At 60.9% G+C, this 24,419-nt stretch carries 20 protein-coding genes; 7 read left to right on the forward strand and 13 right to left on the reverse strand.

Features of this window, described 5'->3' with window-relative positions; all coding sequences use genetic code 11:
- Positions 1 to 175: 175 nt before the first annotated feature.
- Positions 176 to 1,573, reverse strand: coding sequence for a DNA repair protein RadA (gene radA / locus I2I05_RS00280; RefSeq protein WP_196280221.1), 1,398 nt, complete (start codon positions 1,571 to 1,573; stop codon positions 176 to 178).
- Between the two features lie 96 nt (positions 1,574 to 1,669).
- Positions 1,670 to 2,317, reverse strand: a complete 648-nt coding sequence (locus I2I05_RS00285) for a hypothetical protein (RefSeq protein WP_196280222.1) — start codon at positions 2,315 to 2,317, stop codon at positions 1,670 to 1,672.
- 186 nt (positions 2,318 to 2,503) lie between these two features.
- Between I2I05_RS00285 and I2I05_RS00290 the strand changes: the two genes are divergently transcribed.
- Both I2I05_RS00290 and I2I05_RS00295 read left to right on the forward strand, forming a co-directional pair.
- Positions 2,504 to 3,922 (forward strand): sensor histidine kinase, encoded by a 1,419-nt coding sequence (locus I2I05_RS00290; RefSeq protein WP_196280223.1) that lies wholly within the window; start codon positions 2,504 to 2,506, stop codon positions 3,920 to 3,922.
- Positions 3,923 to 4,003: 81 nt separating this feature from the next.
- Positions 4,004 to 5,662: an FAD-dependent oxidoreductase gene (locus I2I05_RS00295; protein WP_196280224.1), complete on the forward strand. Its 1,659-nt coding sequence runs from the start codon at positions 4,004 to 4,006 to the stop codon at positions 5,660 to 5,662.
- Between the two features lie 86 nt (positions 5,663 to 5,748).
- Here I2I05_RS00295 and rfbA read toward each other — a convergent pair whose 3' ends face one another.
- The 7 genes from rfbA to I2I05_RS00330 all read right to left on the reverse strand — a co-directional run bounded on the left by rfbA (position 5,749) and on the right by I2I05_RS00330 (position 13,569).
- Entirely contained in the window at positions 5,749 to 6,627 is an 879-nt protein-coding gene (rfbA, locus tag I2I05_RS00300) for a glucose-1-phosphate thymidylyltransferase RfbA (protein WP_196280225.1), read from the reverse strand.
- Positions 6,628 to 6,711: 84 nt separating this feature from the next.
- Entirely contained in the window at positions 6,712 to 7,719 is a 1,008-nt protein-coding gene (locus tag I2I05_RS00305; protein WP_196280226.1) for an SDR family oxidoreductase, read from the reverse strand.
- Between the two features lie 108 nt (positions 7,720 to 7,827).
- Positions 7,828 to 8,883: a dTDP-glucose 4,6-dehydratase gene (gene rfbB, locus I2I05_RS00310; RefSeq protein ID WP_196280227.1), complete on the reverse strand. Its 1,056-nt coding sequence runs from the start codon at positions 8,881 to 8,883 to the stop codon at positions 7,828 to 7,830.
- A gap of 113 nt (positions 8,884 to 8,996) precedes the next feature.
- Positions 8,997 to 10,031: a UDP-glucose 4-epimerase GalE gene (gene galE / locus I2I05_RS00315; protein WP_196280228.1), complete on the reverse strand. Its 1,035-nt coding sequence runs from the start codon at positions 10,029 to 10,031 to the stop codon at positions 8,997 to 8,999.
- A gap of 55 nt (positions 10,032 to 10,086) precedes the next feature.
- Entirely contained in the window at positions 10,087 to 11,382 is a 1,296-nt protein-coding gene (locus tag I2I05_RS00320; RefSeq protein WP_196280229.1) for a nucleotide sugar dehydrogenase, read from the reverse strand.
- A gap of 17 nt (positions 11,383 to 11,399) precedes the next feature.
- Positions 11,400 to 12,032 carry an acyltransferase gene (locus tag I2I05_RS00325; RefSeq protein WP_196280230.1) on the reverse strand — a complete coding sequence of 211 codons (633 nt, stop codon included), beginning with the start codon at positions 12,030 to 12,032 and terminating at the stop codon, positions 11,400 to 11,402.
- Between the two features lie 94 nt (positions 12,033 to 12,126).
- Positions 12,127 to 13,569 carry an aldehyde dehydrogenase gene (locus I2I05_RS00330; protein ID WP_196280231.1) on the reverse strand — a complete coding sequence of 481 codons (1,443 nt, stop codon included), beginning with the start codon at positions 13,567 to 13,569 and terminating at the stop codon, positions 12,127 to 12,129.
- Between the two features lie 130 nt (positions 13,570 to 13,699).
- Between I2I05_RS00330 and I2I05_RS00335 the strand changes: the two genes are divergently transcribed.
- Positions 13,700 to 15,640, forward strand: a complete 1,941-nt coding sequence (locus tag I2I05_RS00335; RefSeq protein ID WP_196280232.1) for a hypothetical protein — start codon at positions 13,700 to 13,702, stop codon at positions 15,638 to 15,640.
- A gap of 7 nt (positions 15,641 to 15,647) precedes the next feature.
- On the opposite strand, the gene I2I05_RS00340 is transcribed toward I2I05_RS00335, so the two are convergent.
- The 4 genes from I2I05_RS00340 to I2I05_RS00355 form a co-directional block, all read right to left on the reverse strand.
- Positions 15,648 to 16,598 carry a glycosyltransferase family 2 protein gene (locus tag I2I05_RS00340; protein ID WP_196280233.1) on the reverse strand — a complete coding sequence of 317 codons (951 nt, stop codon included), beginning with the start codon at positions 16,596 to 16,598 and terminating at the stop codon, positions 15,648 to 15,650.
- A gap of 29 nt (positions 16,599 to 16,627) precedes the next feature.
- A complete protein-coding gene (locus tag I2I05_RS00345) occupies positions 16,628 to 17,386 on the reverse strand; it encodes a class I SAM-dependent methyltransferase (protein WP_196280234.1) in 759 nt (252 codons plus the stop codon).
- Positions 17,387 to 17,476: 90 nt separating this feature from the next.
- Positions 17,477 to 18,184 carry a glycosyltransferase gene (locus I2I05_RS00350; RefSeq protein ID WP_196280235.1) on the reverse strand — a complete coding sequence of 236 codons (708 nt, stop codon included), beginning with the start codon at positions 18,182 to 18,184 and terminating at the stop codon, positions 17,477 to 17,479.
- Positions 18,185 to 18,403: 219 nt separating this feature from the next.
- Positions 18,404 to 19,765 (reverse strand): hypothetical protein, encoded by a 1,362-nt coding sequence (locus tag I2I05_RS00355; RefSeq protein WP_196280236.1) that lies wholly within the window; start codon positions 19,763 to 19,765, stop codon positions 18,404 to 18,406.
- A gap of 185 nt (positions 19,766 to 19,950) precedes the next feature.
- On the opposite strand from I2I05_RS00355, the gene I2I05_RS00360 reads away from it, so the two are divergent.
- From I2I05_RS00360 to I2I05_RS00375, 4 genes are all read left to right on the forward strand, one after another.
- Positions 19,951 to 21,510 (forward strand): hypothetical protein, encoded by a 1,560-nt coding sequence (locus I2I05_RS00360; RefSeq protein ID WP_196280237.1) that lies wholly within the window; start codon positions 19,951 to 19,953, stop codon positions 21,508 to 21,510.
- Between the two features lie 20 nt (positions 21,511 to 21,530).
- A complete protein-coding gene (locus I2I05_RS00365) occupies positions 21,531 to 22,121 on the forward strand; it encodes a hypothetical protein (RefSeq protein ID WP_196280238.1) in 591 nt (196 codons plus the stop codon).
- 40 nt (positions 22,122 to 22,161) lie between these two features.
- Positions 22,162 to 22,728 carry a hypothetical protein gene (locus tag I2I05_RS00370; RefSeq protein WP_196280239.1) on the forward strand — a complete coding sequence of 189 codons (567 nt, stop codon included), beginning with the start codon at positions 22,162 to 22,164 and terminating at the stop codon, positions 22,726 to 22,728.
- A 100-nt stretch (positions 22,729 to 22,828) separates the two neighbouring features.
- Positions 22,829 to 24,406 (forward strand): glycosyltransferase family 39 protein, encoded by a 1,578-nt coding sequence (locus tag I2I05_RS00375; RefSeq protein ID WP_196280240.1) that lies wholly within the window; start codon positions 22,829 to 22,831, stop codon positions 24,404 to 24,406.
- Positions 24,407 to 24,419 lie beyond the last annotated feature (13 nt).

Below are 24,419 nucleotides of genomic sequence, written 5' to 3' on the forward strand. Positions count from 1 at the left end.
ATGACAGTTACCTAAACAATTCGCGGTAAAAGCCTATCAGTCATCCGAAGATAAGGCTTTTTGGTTTATAAAATCCAAATCAGCCACTTATCGTCTTCCAAGCCGTTGGGCTTAGCGCCGCAAGGGGCTTCCCCAAACTAGGCAAACAGCAACTGATTATCAGCATGGTTTTGGCTCAGCCAAATAAGCCATTCAGTACCTCGTCGAGTCGGCTCACGGCTTGCACTTTTAATCCGAAACGTGCGAGGTCCAGCCCTTTGCCGTTAAACTGGGAAACGTACATTTCCCGAAAGCCCAATTTTTCGGCTTCCGCGAGGCGCTGGTCGAGGCGCGAAACGGCCCGGATTTCGCCGCTCAGCCCGACTTCAGCGGCCAAGCAAACATCGCCGGGGATGGGCAGGTCATTCAGCGACGAAACCACGGCCGCGCACACGGCCATATCCAGCGCCGGGTCGTCGAGGCGCAGGCCACCGGCAATGTTCAGGAACACGTCGTGCTGCCCCAGGCGCAGGCCGGCGCGCTTTTCCAGCACGGCCAATAGCATTTGTAGGCGCTTGGCGTCGAAGCCGGTGCTGCTGCGCTGCGGGGTGCCGTAGGTGGAAGGCGTGACGAGGGCCTGTACTTCCACCAGCAGCGGGCGGTTGCCCTCGAGCGTGGCCCCGATGGCCATGCCGCTCAGGCTTTCGCCGCGCTGCGAAAGCAGGATTTCGGAGGGGTTGCTCACCTGGCGCAGGCCATCGCCCTGCATCTCGTAAATCCCCAGCTCGGAGGTGCTGCCGAAGCGGTTTTTGGTGGTGCGCAAAATCCGGTAGCTCATGTGCCGGTCGCCTTCGAACTGCAGCACGGTGTCCACCATGTGCTCCAGAATTTTGGGGCCGGCGATGCTGCCGTCTTTGGTGATGTGACCGATGAGCAGCACCGGTGTGCTGGTCTCCTTGGCAAACTTCAGGAACTCGGCAGTGCACTCGCGCACCTGGCTCACGCTGCCCGCGCCGCTTTCCACCAGCGTAGAGTGCATGGTCTGGATGGAGTCGATGACGAGGATGTTGGGCTGCACCTGGTCAATCTGCCGAAAGATGTTTTGGGTGTTCGTTTCGGTGAGGATGTAGCAGCCCGGGTGCTGGCCGTCGGCCAGGCGCTCGGCGCGCATCTTTATCTGGGCTTCGCTTTCCTCGCCGCTCACGTAGAGTACCTTCATCTTGCGCAGGCTCAGGGCAATCTGGAGCATGAGCGTGCTTTTGCCGATGCCGGGCTCGCCGCCAATGAGCACAATGGAGCCGGGCACCAGGCCGCCGCCCAGCACGCGGTTTAGCTCGCCATCGGGGGTGATGATGCGGGGTTCGTCTTCGGCCAGAATATCGCCGAGCGGCACCGACTTGGCCGCCTTGGTGAGGTTGCCGCCGGGCACGGTGCTGGCCGGCTTCCACTGTCCCGTGGTGGTGGCCACGGTTTCTTTCTGGATGACCTCCTCAACGTAGGTGTTCCACTCGCCGCAGGCCGGGCAGCGGCCTATCCATTTTGCCGATTGGGCACCGCAGGATTGGCAGAAAAAGACAGTTCTAGCTTTGGCCATGAAAGGCGTATTTGAATGAGGTATGGCAATTATTTACAAGGTAGCCCCGCCTAAAAAAGTTGCCTTTAATATCGCAACAGCTGGTTTCCAGGTCGCTTATTTCACGGCCGCCCGGGCGTTGTAGGCCTGCACTAGAGTGGGTAGGTCTTCGAAGCGGTGCTTGGGCGCCTTGGCCTTGATTTGGGCCGCCATTTCAGACGCCCCGATGAAGAAAACGCTCATTTCCCGAGCAAAAGAGTAGCTGTCACGCAGTACTTCCAGCAATTCGCCGCCGGGCTGCCGCACATACCAGAAGTACTTGTTGTGGCCTTCGGTAGGAATGAAAATGGCGGCCCCTGGAAGGGGGAGGGGAATGATAATGGGGAAGCCGTTTTTCACTTTGTAGTACCCAAACAGCGCCACAGGCCCGGCCCCAGTCAGGCTTTCGGCCATGAGACCCAGCAGCTTGCCGTTCAGGCGCAGGCTTTCGTAGTGGTGGCCTGCGAGCTCCATTTTCTCGATGCGGTCGATGCTCAGCGCCTTCAGGGGCGGGGCGGGCAGTTGGCTGGGGTGGCGCTCGTAGCACTCAATGCGTTCGACGTAGCACGGCTCAATGCCCGTGAGGAAGGCCGAGACCCGGCGCCCGCCCACCAGCGTAAACGTCGCCGGGTACACGTCGCCCAGCGCGGGGCTGCGGGCGGCCCGCAATGAGTCGATGTGCGTAGCCACGCGCGGCGGCCGCTGAGCGTAGGCCGTTGGGCCCATAACAAGGCCGGCTAAGGTCAGCCAAGCTGTAGGGCACAGGGCTTTGGGGAAGGAATATGCCCTGTGTAAAACTCTTATCTTCATAAAATATTCCCGTTCACGGGCCGCCTCTAATTGGGCCGCAAGGTACGGCCCGGCGCTACCGGTTGCTGCTCAACTTTCCCCCCTTCCCTAGCTTGTCTTTTCATGTCCGAAACCCTTGCCCTAACTACCACCGAACTAGCGACCATCACCGCCTTTGCCGGCCTACCCGATGACGTGCTCGACTGGCTGCTCGCTCACGGCGAGCAGCGGGTGTTGGCCGACGGCGGCAGCGTGGCCCAGCCCGGCGACCCGGCCGAGTACCTCATGGCCGTGCTAAAGGGCGGCATTCAGTTCTACTTGGTGCAGAACGGCACCCGGGAGCCCCGGTTCCGGGTCGAGAAAGGCCAGGTGAGCGGCGTGCTACCGTATTCGCGGCTGCGCATCATCAGCGGCCTGGGCGCGGCCGTGGGCGAAACGGTGCTGTACCTGCTGCACCGCAACCATTTCCCGGCCCTCGAACAAATCAGCCCCGAGCTGATTCAGCGCTTGGTGGCCCTGATGAGCGACCGCGCCCGCGACGAAGCCCGCGGCCAAGAGCGCGACGACAAGCTGCGGGCCCTGGGCAAGCTCTCGGCTGGCCTCGCACACGAACTGAACAACCCCGCCGCCGCCATTGCCCGCGCCGCTCAGGCCCTAGCTGAGCGCGCCGCCGCCAAGCCCCAACTGCTCCGTGAGCTCATTGACCAGTGCCCCGACCCCGCTGCACTCTGCGCATTCACGGCCCTGGCGGTGCCCCTAGCCGAACATGCCACGCCCCAGCCGCACCTCTCGCCCTTGCAACGTTCGGAGCAAGAAGACGCGCTGGCCGACTGGCTGGCCGGCCAGGGCGTGGCCAACGGGTACCGCCTAGCGCCGGGCTTGCTCGAAACCGGCTTGACCGAAGAACTACTGGCCACGGCGGCCCAGGTGCTGCCGGTGGCGGCCCGCCCCGCGGCCTTTGCATGGCTGGAGAGCCAGCAAGGGACCCTGCAGCTTATTCGCGACGTGCAGGAAGCCGGCAGCCGCATCAGCAAGCTGGTGGCCGACGTGAAAACCTACTCGCACATGGACCGCGCCGGCGGGTTTGAGCTGCTCGACGTTGCCGCTGGGCTGGACAGCACGCTCAACATGCTGGGCTTTGAGCTGCGCCAAAAAAACGTGCGCCTCACCCGCGACTTCGCCCCCGGCTTGCCCCAGATTCGGGGCCAAGTCAGCAGCCTCAACCAAGTGTGGACCAACCTCATCGACAACGCCGTTGACGCCTTGCCGGCCCAGGGCGGCGAACTCACGCTCCGCACCCGTCAGGAAGGCGATTTCGTGCGCGTATTTTTGATTGACAACGGCGCAGGCATTCCGGCGGACGTGCTGCCGCACATCTTTGAGCCATTTTACACCACCAAGCAGGCCGGGGCAGGCTCCGGCCTGGGGCTGGACATTGCCCAGCGCATCATCCGGCAGCACGACGGCCGGTTGGAAGTCAGCTCATGGCCCGGCCATACCGAGTTTTGCGCGTGGCTGCCCGTAGCCGCCCCGCTAGCTTGATATAGCCATGTGTGGACATGCGCGGCAAATGGCAGGCAGAATACAGCAGCGCGCCCTTGATTTAGCTTTTACCCCCTTCTTATGGCCTCCAAAAAGCCTTTTATCTTAGCCGTTGACGACGACCCGCAAGTGCTGGCCGCCATCACCCGCGACTTGCGGCAGGAATTCAGCCAAGAGTACCGCATCCTGCGTGTGGGCTCGGGGCCCGAGGCACTGGCTACCCTGCACGAACTGCGCGTGAAGGAGGAACCGCTGGCCCTGATTGTGGCCGACCAGCGCATGCCCGATTTGGAAGGCGTAGAATTGCTTACCGCTTCGCGCGAGCTTTTTCCGGACACCAAACGCGTGCTGCTCACCGCCTATGCCGATACCGAGGCCGCCATCCGGGCCATCAACTCGGCCCGGCTCGACCATTACCTAATGAAGCCCTGGGACCCGCCCGAGCAATTGCTCTTTCCCACGCTTCGCGACTTGCTCAACGCCTGGCAAGCCGCCCACAAACCCAAATACGACGGCATCCGACTCATTGGCTTCCAATGGTCGCCGCTTTCGCACGAGCTCAAGGATTTTCTGAGCGGCTACATGGTGGGTTACCAATGGCTGGATTTTGAAACCCAGCCCGAAGCGCAGGAGCTATTGAAAGCCTCTGGGTACAACTCCACGGACCTGCCGCTCGTCATTTGCGCCGACGGCACTGCCGTACCCAACCCCACCAAAGCGGCCTTGGCTCAGCACCTGGGCATCAGCAACAAGACCACGCAGGAGATGTACGACGTGGTGGTAGTGGGCGCCGGCCCGAGCGGCCTCGCTGCGGCCGTGTACGGAGCCAGCGAGGGCCTAAAAACGCTCATCATCGAGCGCCAGACGCCCGGCGGCCAGGCCGGCACCAGTTCGCGCATCGAAAACTACCTGGGTTTCCCCACCGGCCTGAGTGGAGCCGAACTGGCCCACCGCGCTTGGTCGCAGGCCGTACGCCTCGGGGCCGAGTTCCTGGCCCCACAGGAAGTAAGCCAGCTGTGTGTGCAGGACGGATACAAGGTTCTGACTCTGAGCGATGGCAGCGAAATCAGCACCAAAGCCGTGGTCCTGACGACCGGCGTGAGCTACCGCACGCTCGACGTGCCCGGCATGGACCGCCTCAGCGGCGCCGGTGTGTACTACGGCGCCGCCCGCACCGAAGCCCGCAGCTGCGATGCCCAGGACGTGTACATTGTGGGCGGCGGCAACTCGGCCGGGCAGGCAGCCATGTACCTGGCCACGTATGCCCGCCGGGTATTCATCGTCATCCGCGGTGCCGACTTGGCGGCCAGCATGTCGGCTTATCTTATTGAGCAGATTCGCACTACGCCCAACATCGAGTTGCTGCCGTTTTCACAAATAAAAGAAGTGTGCGGCCAGGACCACCTCGAGGCCGTGATGGTTGACATCAACGGCACGGTGGAGAAGCGAGCAGCGCGGGCGCTGTTTGTTTTCATCGGGGCGAAACCCAGCACCGAATGGGTAAACGACCAAATTCTGTGCGATGGCAAAGGCTTCCTGCTCACCGGCCGCGACCTGCTCGGCGATTCGCGCTTCGCCGCCACCTGGAAAAAGCAGCGCGAACCATTTTTGCTCGAAACGTGCGTTCCGGGCATTTTTGCTGCCGGCGACAGCCGAGCCGGCGCCATGGCCCGCGTGGCCTCAGCCGTGGGCGAGGGCAGCATGGCCATCAAGTTCGTGCACCAGTACTTGGACGAATAGCTGCTGTTATCGCTGAATTTAAGTAAAAGCAAAAGCGCCCCGCAATATCGTTGCGGGGCGCTTTTGCTTTCGGATAAAGGCGTGTGCTACTCGGCCATCACCAGCTGCTCGGGCAGATTCATCAGATAGTCGCCGTAGCCGCTCTTGCGTAGCGGCGCGGCAATGGCACGAAGCTGGTCGGCGTCAATAAAACCTTGACGGTAAGCCATTTCTTCAATAGCGCCAACCTTCAGGCCCTGACGTTGCTCGATTACGCGCACGAATTCGCCGGCCTGCATCAGGCTCTCGAAGGTGCCAGTATCAAGCCAAGCGGTGCCGCGGCCGAGGATGCCTACTTTCAACGTGCCGCGGCGCAGGTATTCGCGGTTGACATCGGTGATTTCGTACTCGCCGCGTGGGCTAGGCTCCAGGTTCCGGGCGATTTCAATAACGTCGTTGTCGTAGAAATACAGGCCGGGCACGGCGTAGTTGCTTTTGGGCTGGGCCGGCTTTTCTTCGATGCTGAGGGCTTTCTTGTCGCCATCGAACTCGACCACGCCGTAGCGCTCGGGGTCGAGTACGTGGTAGGCAAACACTACGCCGCCAGTCGGGTTGCTGTTGGATTTCAGCAGCTCTTCCAGGCCTGCGCCGTAGAAAATGTTGTCGCCGAGTACCAGCGCCACCTTGTCATCACCGATAAAATCGGCGCCGATGACGAAGGCCTGAGCCAGACCATTCGGCACTTCCTGCACGGCGTACTGGAAGTTGCATCCCAGGTTCTTGCCATCGCCCAGCAACTTTTGAAATTGCGCCTGGTCGTGGGGCGTGGTGATAATCAGCACCTCCCGAATACCCGCCATGAGCAGTATCGACAGCGGATAATAAATCATCGGCTTGTCGTACACGGGCATAAGCTGCTTGCTCACAGCAAGCGTGAGCGGATGCAGGCGGGTGCCGGAGCCGCCGGCGAGGATAATTCCTTTCATAAGATGAAATAGTAGCCTGGACTCTGCGAGCCCATGCATGAAAAAACGGAATTATACCCGGACTCGCAGAGTCCAGGCTACGGTTTAGTTTCTTTCCCGAATGAATTCCTGGTTGGCTTTGAACCACGCCAGCGTTTGGCGCAGGCCTTCGCGGATGCGTATCTGGGGTTGGTAGCCTAGCAGGCGGTTGGCTTTCGAAATGTCTGCTAGCGAGTCGCGGATATCACCGGCCCGGTCGGGACCGAATTTCGGCGCTAGGTCCGAGCCGGCTTCTTCGCGCAGGATGTCGTACATCTCCACCAGCGAAGTCCGGTCGCCCACGGCGATGTTGTACACCTGGCCTAGGGCTTCAGGATTCTGCACCAGCGCGGCGCGGATGTTGGCCTCCACGCAGTTTTCTACGAAGGTGAAGTCGCGGGTCTGGCCGCCGTCGCCGTTGAGCGTGGGCGCCTGGTTTTGCAGAATGGCGTCGATGAAAAGCGGAATAACAGCGGCGTAGGCTCCACCAGGGTCCTGGCGCGGGCCGAAGATGTTGAAGTAGCGCAGGCCGATGATTTCCATGCCGTAGGTACGGGCAAATACGTCGGCGTACAGCTCGTTGGCGTACTTGGTGACGGCGTAGGGCGAGAGCGGCTTGCCAATCCGGTCCTCTACTTTGGGCAGGCCGGGGTGGTCGCCGTAGGTCGACGACGACGCCGCGTACACAAAGCGCTGCACGCCCGCGTCTTTGGCGGCGGTCAGCATCTGCACGAATCCGCCCACGTTCACGTCGTTGGTCAGCACCGGGTCTTTAATGGAACGCGGCACCGAGCCGAGAGCGGCTTCGTGCAACACCACATCCACGCCAGCGCAGGCAGCGGCGCACACGGCCGCGTCGCGGATGTCGCCGTCCATGATTTCCAGCCGGGCATCGTCGGCAAACAGCGCCAGGTTTTTGCGGAAGCCGTTGGAATAGTTATCCAGCGTACGCACTTTTTTCACGCCGTATTTCAGCAGATACTCCACAATGTTGGAGCCGATGAAGCCGGCGCCGCCGGTCACGAGAAACGTAAGATTATCGAGCGGCTGCTCGTGGAAAGGGTTTTCGTACACTTTGTTGAGTTAAGAGTTAAAAGTTAGGAGTTAAGAGTTGAGGCCCGGTAGCTTGAGTCGCTTAAGCATCAACTCTTAACTCCTAACTTTTAACTCTTAACTGAATCCCTAGCGTCCCGCGTACTGCTTTTGGTTGTAGTCCTGGTAGGCGCCGCTGGTTACGTGGTTCAGCCACTCCTCGTTTTCGAGATACCAGTCCACGGTGTGGGCTAGCCCTTGCTCGAAGGTCACACTGGGTTTCCAGCCCAGTTCGTTCATGATTTTTGAGGAATCGATGGCGTAGCGCATGTCGTGGCCAGCGCGGTCGGTCACGAACTTGATGAGCTTACGAGAAGTGCCTTGTGCCTGCCCGGTTTTCTCGTCCACGACGTCGCAGAGCAACTCAATGAGCTTCAGGTTCTGCCACTCGTTTACGCCGCCGATGTTGTAGGTGTCGCCGTTTTTACCCTTGTGGAACACCGCGTCGATGGCCGTGGCGTGGTCCTTCACAAACAGCCAGTCGCGCACGTTCTCGCCTTTGCCATACACGGGCACGGGCTGGCCGGTACGCAAGCGGTGAATGGCCAACGGAATCAGCTTCTCGGGGAAGTGGTTGGGGCCGTAGTTGTTCGAGCAGTTGCTGAGCTTGATGGGCAGGCCGTAGGTGTGGTGCCAGGCGCGCACAAAGTGGTCGGAACTGGCTTTGGAAGCCGAGTACGGCGAGCGGGGGTCATACGACGTTTCTTCGGTGAACATCTCGGGGCCGAAGTCCAGCGAGCCATATACCTCGTCGGTGCTCACGTGGTAGAACACATGGCCTTCGTAGCCGCCGGGCTGCCATAGGTTGCGGGCCGCGTTCAGCAAGTTCACGGTGCCAATGACGTTGGTTTTCACAAACGCCATGGGGTCGGTGATGCTGCGGTCCACGTGCGACTCGGCCGCGAGGTGAATCACGGCGTCGGGCTCCTCATTGGCGAAAAGCTGGTCGATAAACGACTGGTCGGAAATGTCGCCTTTGATGAAGCGGTAGTTCGGCGCATTCTCGATGTCGCGCAGGTTCTCCAGGTTACCGGCGTACGTCAGCGCGTCGAGGTTGAGAATCTGATAGGCCGGATACTTCGTCACGAACAACCGAACGACGTGAGAGCCAATGAAGCCGGCGCCGCCGGTGATGAGGATTTTCATACTATTTCTGTCATCCTGAGCGCAGCGAAGGACCTTATCACGACTGCACTTCAAGGGTTAGTAAATCCGACGAAAGCAGCCGTGAGAAGATGCTTCCTTCGTCAGCATGACAATTACTTTTTCAATGCAACTTGCCACTTCCACGAGCTGGCGAGCGAGTCGGCCAGCGAGGTTTCGGTTTTAAAACCCAGCACCTGCTCCGCCTTGGTGGCGTCGGCGTAAATGGCGGGCACGTCGCCAGGACGGCGCGGGCCGATGCTGTAGTTCAGCTTCTGGCCACTCACCTGTTCGAAGGTTTGTACCACTTCCAGCACCGAGTTGCCGTGGCCAGTGCCCACGTTAAAGGTTTCCACGGTTTCGGTGCCCTTGCGGTCGAGCAGGCGCTGCACAGCAACGATGTGCGCCTTGGCCAAATCGACCACATGGATATAGTCACGCACGTTGGTGCCGTCTGGCGTGTCGTAATCGTTGCCGTAAATGGTCAGCTTTTCGCGAATGCCGGCCGCCGTTTGGGTGATGAACGGCACGAGGTTGTTGGGCACGCCCAGCGGCAGCTCGCCAATCTTAGCCGATTCGTGCGCGCCAATTGGGTTGAAGTAGCGCAACAGAATAGTGTGCAGCTTATTGCTCGGCGCGGCCGACACGTCGTGGATGACGTCTTCGCACATCTGCTTGGTGCGGCCGTAGGGCGACGAGGCCGGCTTGGTGGGCGTAGCCTCCGTCACGGGCAGGGAATCCGGGATGCCGTACACGGTGCACGACGACGAAAACACTAAGTTTTCCACGCCAAAATCAGGCATCATGGCCAGCAGCGTGAGCAGCGAGCCCACGTTGTTCTGGAAGTATGCCAGCGGCTTTTGCACCGATTCGCCGACGGCTTTAAACGCCGCAAAGTGAATGACGCCTGCAATGTTGGGTTCGGCCGCAAACACGCCCCGCAGGGCCTCTTCGTCGGCACAATCGATGCGGTAGGTGGGGACGGCAGTGCCCAAAATGGATTCGATGCCCGCCAACGCCGACTCTTCCGAGTTGCTGAAATTATCAATAATAATCGGCTGGTAGCCGGCCTGGTACAGCTCTACCACGGCATGCGAGCCGATATAGCCGGCCCCGCCGGTAACGAGAATCTTAGTGCGTTGTGCAGTCATAGCGGGAAGGGACGAAAGGTGCTCAACGTGCGGAGCACGGCTTGATGTCGAGATTTTAGAGGCTCCAGTACTGCAGCTCCTTCATTTTGCCCCGGTATAGGCCTTTGATGTCGACCAGAACGGCGTTGTCAGAGGTGATGGACTGGAAATACGCTTCGTCTTTTGCGGCGTAGGGTAAGTGGCTCACGGCCACGATAACGGCATCGTAATCGGTGCGCACGTCGTCGTTGGCGGTGAGGCGGAAGCCGTATTCGTGGTGCAGCTCGTCGGAATCGGCGTGCGGGTCGATGATGTCGACGTTTACCGAGAAGTTTTTCAACTCCTGGATAACGTCTGCCACCTTGGAATTGCGGATGTCCTCCACGTTTTCCTTGAAGGTAGCGCCCATCACGAGCACCCGGCTTTTGGCCACGTCCTTGCCTTTTTTTATCATCATCTGCACCGTCTTACGAGCGATGTAGGCGCCCATGTTGTCGTTGGTGGTGCGGCCGCTCAGAATCACCTTAGCGTCGTAGCCCAGCTCTTTGGCCTTATACGTCAGGTAGTAAGGGTCTACGCCGATGCAGTGTCCACCTACCAAACCGGGCGAAAACCGCAGGAAATTCCACTTCGTGCCGGCCGCTTCCAGCACTTCGTAGGTGTTGATGCTCATGCGGTCGAAAATCATCGACAGCTCGTTCATCAGCGCAATGTTCACGTCGCGCTGGGTGTTTTCGATGATTTTGGCGGCTTCGGCCACCCGAATGCTGCTGGCGCGGTGCACGCCGGCGTCCACCACCAACTCGTACACTTTGGCAATGGTATCGAGGGCTTCCTCGTCGTTGCCCGACACCACTTTCACGATGCGGCGCAACGTGTGTTCCTTGTCGCCGGGGTTGATGCGCTCCGGCGAGTAGCCCACCTTAAAATCGGTCGGGAATTTCAGCCCCGACAGGCGCTCAATCACCGGAATGCAGTCCTCTTCGGTGCACCCGGGGTACACGGTGCTTTCAAACACCACGTAATCACCTTTTTTCAGCACCTTGCCCACCGAGCCCGACGCGCCGAGCAGCGGCTTGAGGTCGGGCTGGGCATGTTCGTCGATGGGCGTGGGCACGGCCACGATGTAGAACTGGGCCTGCCGTAACACGTCCAACGAATCGGTGAACGTGATGTCACAACCTTCAAAATCCTTCTTTTCCAGTTCGCCGCTCGGGTCGATGCATTCCTTCATCTGGGCCACGCGGCCGGCGTTGATATCGAAGCCGATTACCTTGAGTTGTTTCGCGAATTCCAAGGCGATGGGCAAGCCCACGTAGCCGAGGCCGATGACGGCCAGGGTGGCCTCTTTGCGCAATAGTTTTTCGTACACTGGAGTAAGAATTAGTATTAGTTGCTGGTTTTTGATGGTTTACCAGTGGCCGCCGGCATTGGCTGAACCGTTTGGCCATCGGGGCTTAAGCAGTACGTTTCCCCGCTTTCTGGGCAGGTAGCACGGCGGTTGCTGTCGAACTTCAGGCGATGGCCATACGCACTCATCCAGCCTTGCGGCTGCGCGGGCGTGCCGTATACGAGGGCGTAGGCCGGAACGTCGTGCGTGACCACGCTGCCCGCCCCCACAAAAGCATAACGCCCCAGCCGCACCCCGCACACAATGGTGGCGTTGGCGCCCACGGTCACGCCCTGCTCCAGGTAAGTGGTCAGGTATTGTCCGTTGCCTTTGCGCGGCACGGCGCTGCGCGGGTTTTTCACGTTGGTGAACACCACCGACGGGCCCAGAAAAACGTCGTCTTCGCAAATAACGCCGCCGTAGAGGCTCACGTTGTTTTGCACCTTCACGTTGCGGCCCAGCGTCACGCCATCGGCCACGAAGATGTTCTGGCCCAGGTTGCACTGCTCCCCGATGTCGGCGCCGGCACAGATGTGGCAAAAGTGCCAGATGCGACTACCTGAACCTATCTGGCACCCCTCGTCGAGGATGGCGGTGGGATGGGCGTAGTAATCAGTAGTAGAATGCGGCATTCGGGGCAAGCGGGTGGTTCAGCCTGCAAAGGTAAGGCGAAGGTCGGGGTTGGCCGGACGCTCTTTGAAATTTAAACGGCTAACGCTCCTATCCTTAGAACTTCACGCACACGTTTTGCGCTTCGGTAAAGAACCGCAACGCCTCCAAGCCTCCTTCGCGGCCCACGCCGGAATTCTTCATGCCGCCAAAGGGCGTGCGCAGGTCGCGATGCAGCCAAGTGTTCACCCACACGATGCCGCTGTGCAGCGACTGTGCCACCCGGTGGGCGCGGGTGAGGTTGCTGGTCCAGATGGAGGCCGACAGGCCGTAATCGGTGCTATTGGCCCAGGCCACGGCTTCGGCCTCGGTATCGAACGGCGTGAGCGTGACCACAGGGCCAAAGATTTCTTCCTGATTGGTGCGGCAGTCGTGGGGCAGGTTTTCGAACACCGTGGGCTCCAGAAAATAGCCACTGGCGCAGCGGCCGGGGACAGCTACACGCTGGCCCCCGGCCAGCAAGTGGCCGCCTTCTTCGTGCGCCAGCTTGATGTAGTCGAGCACTTTATTCAAGTGTGCTTCGCTCACCAAAGCGCCCTGCTTGGTGTCGGCGGCCAGCGGGTCGCCAATTTTTTGGGCTTCCAGCTGCTGTAGAAATTCGGCTTTGAAGGCGTCGTAAATCGGCCGCTCAATAAATATTCGGGAGCCGCACAAACAAATCTGGCCCTGATTGGCAAAGCTGCTGCGGATGCTGGTGGCCACGGCCGCCGCTAGGTCGCAGTCCGCAAACACGAGGTTGGGGTTTTTGCCACCCAGTTCCAGACTCAGCTTCTTGAACAGGGGCGCGGCCGTGCGGGCCAGGTGCCGCCCGGTGGCCGTGCCCCCCGTGAAGCTGATGGCTTTGATGCCGGGATGTTCCACAATAGCCTGCCCGCAGGCCGGGCCGGTGCCGTGCACAATGTTGAGCACGCCCGGCGGCAGGCCCGCTTCGATGCACAGCTCGCTCAGCAAAAACGCGGTAGCCGGCGTGATTTCCGACGGTTTGGCTACCACGCAGCAGCCCACGGCCAAGGCTGGCGCAATCTTCCAAGTAAATAAATAAAGCGGCAGGTTCCAGGGCGAAATGCAACCCACCACGCCAATGGGATGGCGCACGGTATAGTTGAGGGCCACGCCCTCCTGCATGTGTGCTTCGCTGGCAAAATGCTCGGCAGCCGTGCCGAAGAAATGGAAATTAGATGCGGCGCGGGGAATGTCCATGGCGCGCGCCAAGCTCAGCGGTTTGCCATTGTCTTGGCTCTCGGCGCGGGCCAAGCGTTCCAGATTGGCGTCTATCAGCGCGGCAATCCGAACCAGGAGGCGGCCCCGTTCCTCGGCCGACAACGCCCGCCAGGCGGGCAGCGCCGACGTGGCCGCCAGCACGGCGGCGGCCACCTCGGCGGCCTCCGAGTCCGGAATCTCGCCATATACATGACCGGTAGCAGGCTCAATGTTATCAAGGTAGCGGCCGGATTGGGGCGCCACGAGCTGGCCGTTGATATAGTTTTGAATGCGAAGCATGGGAGGCGGGACGTGTAGGCACCAAAAGTAGGCGTTGGACCAAAACCATCCCTTCGGTGGGTACGCCGCACCCCTACTTTCGCAACGTCATGGCCCTAACTTGCGGGCCGTTTATACCGAGCCTTATTATATGGCCCCCACCCAAGAAACTTTTCAGCATACCCTACCTGTGGCCGAACCCACGCTTTTTTCCCGCTGGAAAGTAGGCCTGATAGCCATTTTGGTTCAGTTGGTGCTGCTTTGCTACACCTACTCCTACCTCATTTTTAACCCTGGCAAACGTCTTATTGTCACGCACTACGACGGCATTAAGAGCTATTTCTCCATTGCTTCGTTTCTGCGTCAGCCCCAGCGCGATGGCATGCTGGTGCACGGGCACAACTATCCTTTCGGTGAGTACATGTACTTTACTGATAGCGCGCCCTTGCTCATGGCGCCGCTGCATGCACTGGTGCACGCCATTCCGGCTCTGGCGCCCTACGGCTTGTACCTATACGACCTGTTTATCCTCTCCAGCCTCGTGGTAAGCACTGGTTTGCTGGTATTAATTTTCCGGCGCCTGGCCCTGCCGGCGTGGCTCACCGTGCTTTTGAGCGTGGCGTTGCCCTGGCTCGGCCCCCAAACTATCCGGCTGAATGTGGGGCACATGAACCTAGCCTACACGCCGGCGCTGCTGTTCCTGATTTGGGCGTTGCAGGGGCTACACGAAGCGTGGCGCACCAACGCGCCGCTGCGCAAGCATTTCGTGTGGCTGTTTTTGGGCATTGTGGTAGCGTCGTGGCTGCACTTTTACTACCTGCCGTTGCTGGGTGGCAGCTTGGCTTTCTTCGTGGCCTGCCTGCTCATCGACGGGTGGCGCCGCCAACGGCCGTGGCGCCCGCTGGTGGTGGGCACGGGCCTGACTTTGTTCGGCGCGTTGCTGATGACCTGGGGCCTCCTCACCGCGCTGGACCCGCTCTCCCGCGAGCGCCCAGTGGGCGGCGGCGGCTATGGTTGGATAGAATGGAAATTCCAGTTTGGCGCGCTGTTTCGAGGTTATGACTACAATAAAGTGCGCTTTCCGCTGGAGCGCACGGCCCACATTCCGTACGAATCCTCGGCCTATCTGACCAGCTTTGTGCTGTTTGGGCTGTTGCTGGTGGGGGTGTTGCTGTTGCTCAAGCGCCTGCCGGCCGCCGCGCGCCTACCCCGCAGCGACGCCGACTCGCGAGCGCATTTCCTTAAGCTGCTTTTCCTGTCCAGCCTGCCGCTGGCGCTGGCTTCGCTGGGAGAAACCATTGAACTGGATAACGGCGCTTACGTTATTCACAATTACCTCAACGTCTTTTTTGTCGCCCACAAACTCACCGAGCGCATCACCCAGTTCCGGACGCTGGGCCGGTTCATCTGGCCTTTCTGGTGGGCGGTGGTGCTCGGCTTTAGCTGGTACGTGGCACGGTGGCGGCAACTGGCGGGCTTGCGCTGGGGATTGTTGGTGCTGTGCGGCCTGTTGATAATCGATACGGTGAACGCCACACACCACTACCACAAAGTCACTCAAAGCACCAATTTGCTCGCGCTGCCAGCCGATACGGAACCCGTGCGCCGCCTCACCGGCTGGATTAAATCGGAAGCCTATCAGGCCATTCTGCCCCTCCCCTATTTCCACGTAGGCACGGAAGCCGCCAACGGGCAGCTGAATATTATCATCGACCCCGACGACCCGCACAGCAACACAACCTACCAGCTGTCGATGGTGACGGGTCTGCCCCTGATGTCGCACAAAGCGGCGCGCACCGTGTACCACCAAGCCGAACTCCTGTACTCGGTGCTGCGCCCCGGCGGCCCCGACCCGGAGCTGCTGACCCGGCTCGACCAGCGGCCAATCCTCGTGTTCCTCGACTCGGCGTACTACAATGGCAGCAACAATTACTACCGCGACCAACTGAAGGACCGGCCCGAAATGCGCGCCCTGTTTGAGCGCACGCCCGATTTTATTCGCGAGCAGAACATGCGGCGCGTCAGCCACCAAGGCAGCTGGTCACTCTACGAATGGTACCCCAAGGCAGCGGCCAGCTCACCCAAACCCTAAGCTTGCTTTAGCGGGCCGGGGGTGCCACGGGCGGAATGTTGGTATCCGAAATCAGGTACAGCGGCCGCTGGCGCACATTGGCCGAGAGCCGGGCCATGTACTCCCCGATAATGCCCACGGAAATGAGCTGCACCCCGCCCAGAAACAGAATACTGACCATCAGCGACGGCCAGCCGGGCTGGTAATCGTGGGTCACAAAGCGCGAGTACAGCGTGTAGAGCCCCACCACAAAGGCTAGTCCGGACACCACAAACCCGCTGATGGTAGCCACTTTAAGCGGTACATCGGAGAAGGCGGTGATGCCGTCCAGGGCCAGGCGCATCATCTTGCGGTAGGTGTAGCCGGTTTCGCCTCCGGCGCGCTCGGCCCGGTCGTACTCGATGAACGTTTGGCGGTAGCCAATCCAGGAAATCTGGCCCCGGATGAACTTGTTCTGCTCGGGCATCAGGCGCAGGCCCTCCACCACTTTGCGCGAAATAATGCGGAAGTCGCCCGTATCCACGGGAATGGATATGTGCGTGATGCTGGCCAGCACGCGGTAGAACAGGCGGGCCGTCAGCAGCTTGGCCATGCTGTCGCCCTGCCGCGAGCGGCGTTTGGCGTACACCACCTCGAACCCCTCGCGCATGCGCTGGTGCAGCAGCGGAATGAGTTCGGGCGGGTCTTGCAAATCGGCGTCGATGATGACCACGGCCGCGCCCGCCGCCCGGTCCAGGCCGGCCGTCACGGCAATTTGGTGGCCGAAATTGCGGCTCAAATCAATGTAGCGCACCCTCTCGTCACGCGTGGCCAGGGCCAGCAGCAGGGACAGCGACCGGTCGCGTGAGCCGTCGTTGATGAAGATTAGCTCGAAGCCACCGGGCAGCGCCATCGGCTCCAACACGCTCAGCAGGCGGCGGTAGAGCTCGCCAATGTTGGCTTCCTCGTTGTAGATAGGAATGATGACGGACAGTTCCACGCGGGTAAGGGTCAGGCGAAGGGAAGGAATTAGGCAGGCTTTTGGGCAAGGGCGAACACGCTCACGCCCAGCGGCAGGTTGACGTGGCGGAGCAGCCGGTTTTCCAGCTTTACCCAGTGCAGGAGCAGGCTGTTGGCCGGGCCGGCAAAGTGGTGCAAATCGCCGGTAGCGCCGGGCTTGATTTCCGGGGAAGCCGGGCCCGACAGCAACCGCCGGCCCAGGCGCAAGGCCGCCGTGGGGAAGTACATGGCCGCGTTCCAAAACGAACTGCGCAGGGTGCGCAAGCCGGCGCGCTCCAGGGCGGCCACCAGCCCCTGGCGCGAGTAGCGACGAAAATGGTGGTTCACCACGTCGTGCTCGCTCCAGAGGTAGGCGTGGGCCGGCACAAACACCAGCAGCTGCCCGCCCGGCTTCAGCACCCGGGTCCATTCGCGCAAGGCTTTTTCTTCGTCCTCAATGTGTTCGAGCACATCGGAGGCAATTACGAGGTCGAACCGGGCATCTGCAAATTCCAGGGCAGCCCCGTCCATCACCGACACGTTGGGTACGTTGCGGGCCTGGGCCAACTCGATGGCGGGCGTGCTCACGTCGATGCCCGTGAGGTCAATGTAGCCCGCCGCGCGCAGGCGCTGCATGAGCGGGCCACCCGAGCAGCCAATTTCCAGAATAGCGGCCGTGCGGGGCAAATTCAGACTTTTGATGAGGTCATAAACCGCGTCGCGGCGGCTGGCAAACCACCAGTGCTGTTCCTCGAGTTGATGGTATTTGGCTTCGTAAGTCAGGTCCATTTTTCAAAAGTACACATTTGGGCGGGCCACGTTTCTGCTTATTTCCCGAACCGCCAAGACGCTCTTGACACTTAGCTCGGGGAAAACTGCTCAGCCTCGCAGTAGAATTTTAAGCAAGCTGTAGCCTTCCGAACTTAGCACGCCCAAGGGCATTTTGGAAAATACCACCCCTTCTTTCAGACGAACCTCCACGGGCTGCACCCGGAGCCCCGGCTGGCGGGCACTCATGTAGAGAAACTCCAAATCGAACAGGTACCGCTTTGTTTGGCTGGATAAGAAAAGGGCTTTCCCGGCGTCGTTGAAGCCTTTGAGGCCACATTGGGTATCGCTCACCGGCAGGTGCAGCAGCTGCTTGGTCAGGAACCGGAGGGTGCGGGAGATGGCCACGCGGGCTGGGGGAACGTGCGAGTAATAGTTGCTGTCACGAATACCCGCCGCCACGTCGGTTTGGCCGGCGGCCAGCACCCGAAACAACTGGGCCATGCTGGTTTCCTCGTAGGGAAAATCAATGTCGGTAAACAGGCACAGCGGGTGCTTGCAGTGCTGCACGCCTGTGCGCAAGGCGTGGCCTTTGCCTTGGTTAAGCGCGTAGTCGACGTAGGTAAACTGCGGCAGGGCACGGCGAAGCTCCTCAATATTGGCCGCGCTCACGCCCTGGGCCGAACCATCGTTTACCAGAATAATGTGCGGCTCCGCTTCGGGCAGGGCTTCTCGCAGCCGGGTTACGCTCGCGAGCAAATTGGTGGCCCAGCCCGGAATGGGGTTATAACAGGGCAAGACCAAGTCAAATGACGTCATCAGCGAAGCGCGGCCGCAGGCAGAGCAGCCAGGAAGGGTTTTGAAGAACGCACTGCCATTCGGCAACTGCTAACACTGGTGCCAGGCCTGGGAAACCCCGCGGCAATGCCTGGCTTTTATTCTGACAAACAGTTACTTAACTTCTGCATCGAAATTTAGCTGTGCAAAGGTAAACAGCGGGTGCAGGACGCGGCCACTTGCCAGGGTTCCAGGCGGCCTTCACGGCGGCGACGGGCCGTAGAGCAGCAGGCGCTGCCCGCGCTGGGCGGTTTCGCCCGCCCAGATGGCCCGAATGATGTCGCCCTGCCCAGCAATATCGGCCCGGTACAGGCCCACCGGGCGGGGCGGCGCCTCCACGCCGCGAATGCCCGGCATCTGTAAGTACACGTTGGGGTCGAGCTGCTGAACACGGGCCGTGGCGTACACCAGCCACTCGTCGCGGTAGTCCGAGGGCTGGGTGGCAAACCAGGAAATCTCGTCGTAGCCCCAAATGCACGGCCACTGGCCCGGCTGGCCCGGCCGGGTACAGCGCCCCCAGTTGTCGAGCTCAACCAGGGCCGGCAACCGGCGCACCGCCCACCCACCGGGCGCCACGCCCCCGCCGCTGCGGCCAAAAATGGCGGCGTTACGGGCGTCGGAGGTAGCAATTTCGAGGCGGGCGCCGTGCGTGCCAGCGCGCACAGTGTCGTTTTCGGTGGCACGCAGTGGGTAGCTGTGAAAGTCAAAAAGTAGCTGCCGGGCCGAATCGGGCAGCGGGCGTTGGGGGTCGGGGTCGTAGTACTCGCTGTGGGTGTGGGCGTCGCAGAGCACGAAGCCCCGGTTGCGGGTGCGGGCGTAGGCGCGCACCCGCTGCAGCATGCTCCACCAGCCATGGTGGCCGGCGTCGCGCTTGTCCATCAGCATCACCTGTCCGAAATGGATGGCCTCGCAGCCGGCATCGAGCTGGCGGCGGGCGCAGCAGTAAAACCAGAGCTGGGTTTCGGTGCGGCTCATGTCGGGGATGCCCGGGGCCTCGCCGGGCGGGCGGCTGTCCCAACGGTAGCCGTCGATTTCCTTCACGTTAAAATAGCCCGGGTACACCATGTCGGCGAGGCGGAAATTACGCGTGGGCACGGCCACGGTGTCTTCGCCAAACTCGGCGCGGGCGGCGTTGGGCACGCGCAGGTTGTTGACTTGCGCGTAGACAATTTCAAAAATGGCCCCTTGCACCACCATGCCCGGCTGCACCCGGTGCAGTTCGGCCACAATGCGGCGCAGGGTATCGAAGGCCGCTCGCTCCTGGACGGCGTTTTCGGGCGTGTACCAAAAGCCGCCGACCCGACCCGCAAAGCGTGCGCCCGCCGAGCCGGCCCACGCTGCAAAAGCTTGGCGCTCAGCCGGCGGCAGGCCATGAATCCCCTGCACGGTGATGGAGCGCGACAAAAAATGCCGCACCAACGAGTCGGAAAGAACCACGCGGGGCGGGCCCGTGCCAGCCACTGGCTGTGCGGCCGCCGGCACGCTCAGTCCCCTGCTTAGACCCAGCAGCAAAGCCCAATAGTGCCACAAGGGCCGTGAATAAAAATGGAGAAGGCAAGGCATTACAGGAGCAGAGAAGGAGGCGCGGGCTCGTTATAACGCAAATCCGACCCAAAAGCTGCTACTGACAAGCTCGTTTTAGCGGCAAACGCCGGGTATTGCCAGCGCTAAAATGTATACTTTTGCCAAGTTATTCAATAAGCCCACGCCTAGCTTTGTCCTTGTTTTCATTCGCTACGTCGAACCCCTTGTTGAAACTTTCCCGCCCTTACCACGTGGCGGCGGCCGTTTTATTAGCAATAGCGGCGGCCTGTCTTTTTGGGCCTTACCTCTGGATGCTGCCCGAAGGCACGCACGTATGGCCGCAGACGGACCGGCTTTCGCTGGCCGTCAATTTTTACGATTTTGAGTTTGATTTTTGGCACCCGCGCACGTCGTCGCTGGAATCCATCGGGGGCATTACGGGCGTGGAGTTTCCCATTCAGCCTTACCTGGCGGCGTTGGGCGGGCTGATTTTTGGACGCGACAACATCGTGGCCGTCTTTCGGGGGCTCGATGTGGCGATGGCCGTGCTTGGGTTCTGGTACTTGTTTCGGATTGTGTTTGAGCGGACTGGCAACTTTGCCGCCGGTTTGCTGCCGGGCGCTTTTCTGCTTACGGCGCCCACCTACGCGTTTTACGCGGGCAGCACCTTGCCCGACCCGTTCAGCTTGTCGCTCACGTTTGCGGGCTACTACTACTGGTTGCGCTATTTCGATACCTCCAATCGGTTTGCGGATTTGCTGTGGGCACTGGCGGTGTTGATTCTGGCGGCACTTATCAAAACCACATGCGCGCTGCACCTGGGGGCGGTGGCGGGCATCACCCTGCTCTACGCTTTTCTGGAGCCCAACCGCTTCACCCATTGGCAGCGGCTGCAGTTTCTCGGCACGCTGGGGGTTGGGCTGGCCTTGCTCATCGGGTTTTACTTGCACAACACCCACCTCAACGAGGAGTACCAATCTCAGCAATTCCTGGCCGTGCCCAAGCCGGCCGAAGGCGTGGAAACCTGGCACGAGTACCTGCGTGTGGTCAAAGAAACTTGGTGGTTCGAATACCTGACGCGCACGCAATACCGCATTTTGTTGGTGTGTTCGGTGGTTTGCGTGGCACTGGTGTACCGCAGCTGGCGGCTGCACTTGCGGCTGCTGATGCTGTTGCTGGCCACGCTGGCTATAGCGTTTCTCTTCTACCAATTGATGGGGGCCCAGCTGGCGGTGCACGACTATTACGTCATCTGCTCGTTTTTGCCGCCGGTGGTGCTGGCCGTGGTTATGGCCTTGGTGCTGGTGGCGCCGCTGGTGCGGCGGCCGTGGCTGCGCTATGCCTTTTCGGGAGGGCTGCTGGTACTCTCGGGCTACTTGGTGCACAGCAGCTTTGGGCAACTGGCCGGCCGCATGAGCGATGACCACCCGCCGGTCAGCATCGGCTATACACACCGCTGGATGCGCGGCGGCGCGGACTTGCTGGCCAAGGCCGGGGTGCCCCAGAAAGCGTTGGTACTGGTGCTGGAAGACTACTCGCCCAACATGGCGCTGGTGTTTTTTGACCGGCGCGGGCGCAACATGGCCACCTACCTGCCCGATACCAAGCTGGGCGCCATTGTGGAGTACATGTCGGCCTTTGGGCTGGAATATGTTATTATGAAGCAGAAAGCCTACCAGCGGCTGCAGCCGGAGCGCGCCGCCCTGCTCGAGAACTTTGCCCCCGTGGTCGAACAGCAGGTAGTAGTGCTGCGGCGGCTTCATCCCGAACAACGCGCGTGGTAATGCAAGGCGGCAACACTTTTATGCAAATTCCAATGAGCTGCCGGGGCGGGGCACTGATGCGCCGCTGGGGCCGGCTGGCGGGCCTGGCGCTGCTGCTGGGCCTGAGCCAGTGCCGGGCGCGCACCGACGACCCGGACGTGGTGCGCGAACACGTCATTTTCGAAAACGACTTCGAGCAAATGCCTGGCTGGCTGCCCGTGCCCGATTCGTCGCTCACCACCGAGCGCGCCCATTCCGGCCGTTACTCGGTAAGAGTGGACAAGAAACACCCGTTTTCGGTCACCTACCGCCTCACCCTGCGCGACGGCTTCAGCAAGCGGCCGCGCCGGCTGCGGCTCAGCGCCTGGGCCTGGGTGGAGGGCCCCTTGGAGGAAGGCCGCCTGATTTTCCTGCTCAACCCGCCCAACGCGGTCGAGGGCATGCCAGCCATCTTTTCCACCCACCTTTTTCTGGCAGATAAGTGGCCTTACAAGCGGTGGACATACATTAGCCGCGACATTAACCTGCCGCCCGAGATTGCCTCGGATGCCCAGATTGTGGTGTTTCTCTGGCATTTCAGCGCCAACCACCCGCTGTATGCCGACGACTGGAAGCTAACTGAAATTCGCTAACCAACCTCCTTGCCTATTCCCTGCTTTTCTTTTTTCTCCTATGAATAATGTAGTTTCTTACGGCCGGCGGTTGGCGCTACTCGGCTTGCTTGCCTTAGTGGCCCCGGCCTGCAGCACCGACAAAGGCGCCGCGGCTGATAGCGCCACGGTGGTGCACAACGACTTTGATAATCTGGCGGGCTGGCTGGGCGCGGCGCCCACGCCCACGCTCACGACGGAGAAAGCGCACTCGGGCCAGTATGCCATCAAGGTGGATGCCAACAACGAGTTCAGCCTGGGCTTCAGTAGCACGCTAGGCAATTTGCAGGGGGTTCGCATCAATAAGCTGAAACTGACGGCCTGGGTATTTGTGCCCAACGGCAACGCCACGGCGCTGCTGGTAACCCACGTCGGCGACCAGCCCCCCGCTACCAAGCCCGTGCTCTGGGATGGCTTCGATGTGACGCAGGCCGTGGGCAATAAGTACAACCAATGGGTGGAAATCAGCAAGGTGGTGGAAATTCCAAAAAACGCCACAGCCACTGACAACATCGGCTTCTTCTTGTGGCGCACTTCGGTCGACCAGCCCGTTTACCTCGACGATTTCTCGGTCAGCATCGTGAAGTAACCCTCGGGCAGTGGCAGGCCGGGACCGAGCCCCGTCCCCCGGCGCAGGTGCCGGCCCCTAGTTTTGTTTGCCACTTGCCCTAGCGACCTCTCCTTTAGTTTTGCGTTCCTTCCTTTCCGATACCCTGATGCGGCCCCTGCGGTCCCGGCCCTACCACGTGGCCGCGGCGCTGCTATTTGTGGTGGTGGCGGCTGTGTATTACCTGCCCTACCTGCACGCCTTGCCCACCGGCATCCACACCTGGGCGCAGTCTGACCGGCTGTCGCTGGCCCTGAATTTTTACGATTACGGGCTTCCCTTTCTTACTCCGCGCACCTCGTCGCTGGTGTCCATTGGCGGTGTTACGGGGGTAGAGTTTCCAATTCAGGCCTATCTGGCGGCCCTAGGCGGCGTGGTGTTTGGCCGGAACAGCATCGTGCCCTTGTTTCGCCTACTGGATGTGGCCATGACGGTGACGGGTTTTTTTTACCTGTTCCGGCTGGTATTTGAGCGCACCAACCACTTTGTAGCCGGCCTGGTGCCCGGAGCTTTCCTTCTGGCCTCGCCATTCTACGCCTTCTACGCCGGCAGCTTTCTGCCTGACCCGTTTAGTCTGAGTCTGAGTTTTATCGGCTATTACTACTGGTTCCGTTTTTTCGAGAACCGGCAGTTCCCAGACTTGCGCCTGGCCCTGCTGGTGCTCACGCTGGCCGGCCTGGTAAAAACCACTACGGCCCTGCACCTGGGGGCGGTGGTGGGCATTACCCTGCTGTGGGCTTTTCTGGAGCCGGCCTTGCTGCTGCCCAGGCACCGGCGCCATTTTCTGTTGTGGGCCGGGGTGGGCTTTGGGGCCATTGTCGCCTTTTTCCTGCACAATCAGTACCTCAACAACACCTACCGCTCGTGGCAGTTCCTCTCGTCCATCAACCCTATTTTGGACCCGGAGACGCAGCACGACATTGTGCAGTCGGTGCGCACCAATTGGCTGGCCGAATACGCCACCACCACCCAGTACCGCACGCTGGCGGTATGCGGCGGGCTGCTGCTCGTTTTTCTGCGGCCCAACCTGCGCCGCTACCTGCCCCTGACCCTGCTGCTGCTGGCCTCCGTCGTCATCGCCTACCTGTTTGTGCAGTTGATGGGCAGCAGTCTGGGCGTCCACGACTATTACCTGATATGCTCCTTTATTCCGCCGGCCGTGCTGCTGTTGGTGCTGGCCTTGCTCAACGTGGGCAAGTACACCGGGCCCGTTCGCTACGCTACTAGCGTGGGACTGGCGGCACTGGTGCTGTTTCTGGGTGCCACCGGTTACAAGCGCCTGAACCGCCGCATGAGCGACGACTACCCGCCTTTTTCGCAGTACTACACCCACCTGTGGATGCGGGGCGGCGCCGAGCAGCTCCAACGGGCCGGCGTTCCGCAAACGGCCACTATTCTGGTAATTAACGAAGCCGTCAACACCGGGCAGGTCTACTTTGACCGGCGCGGGGTGGCCTGGCAGCCGGGAGAAATGGGCGAGATTACGGCGGAAGAATGCCTCAACCGCATGGCCGCCGACAGCCTCGACTACTTGGTGATGCCTCCCGCAGTCTACGCCCAACTGGCGCCCCAGCACGCGGCTTTTGCCGCCGGCTTCGAGCAGGTTGGGCGGGAGCCGGGCGTTGTGCTGCGCCGCCGCGACCGTCGCCGCCCGTGGTAACCGGTTTTTATCT

The sequence above is a fragment of the Hymenobacter jeongseonensis genome (genome assembly GCF_015694725.1).
Lineage (GTDB): Bacteria > Bacteroidota > Bacteroidia > Cytophagales > Hymenobacteraceae > Hymenobacter > Hymenobacter jeongseonensis.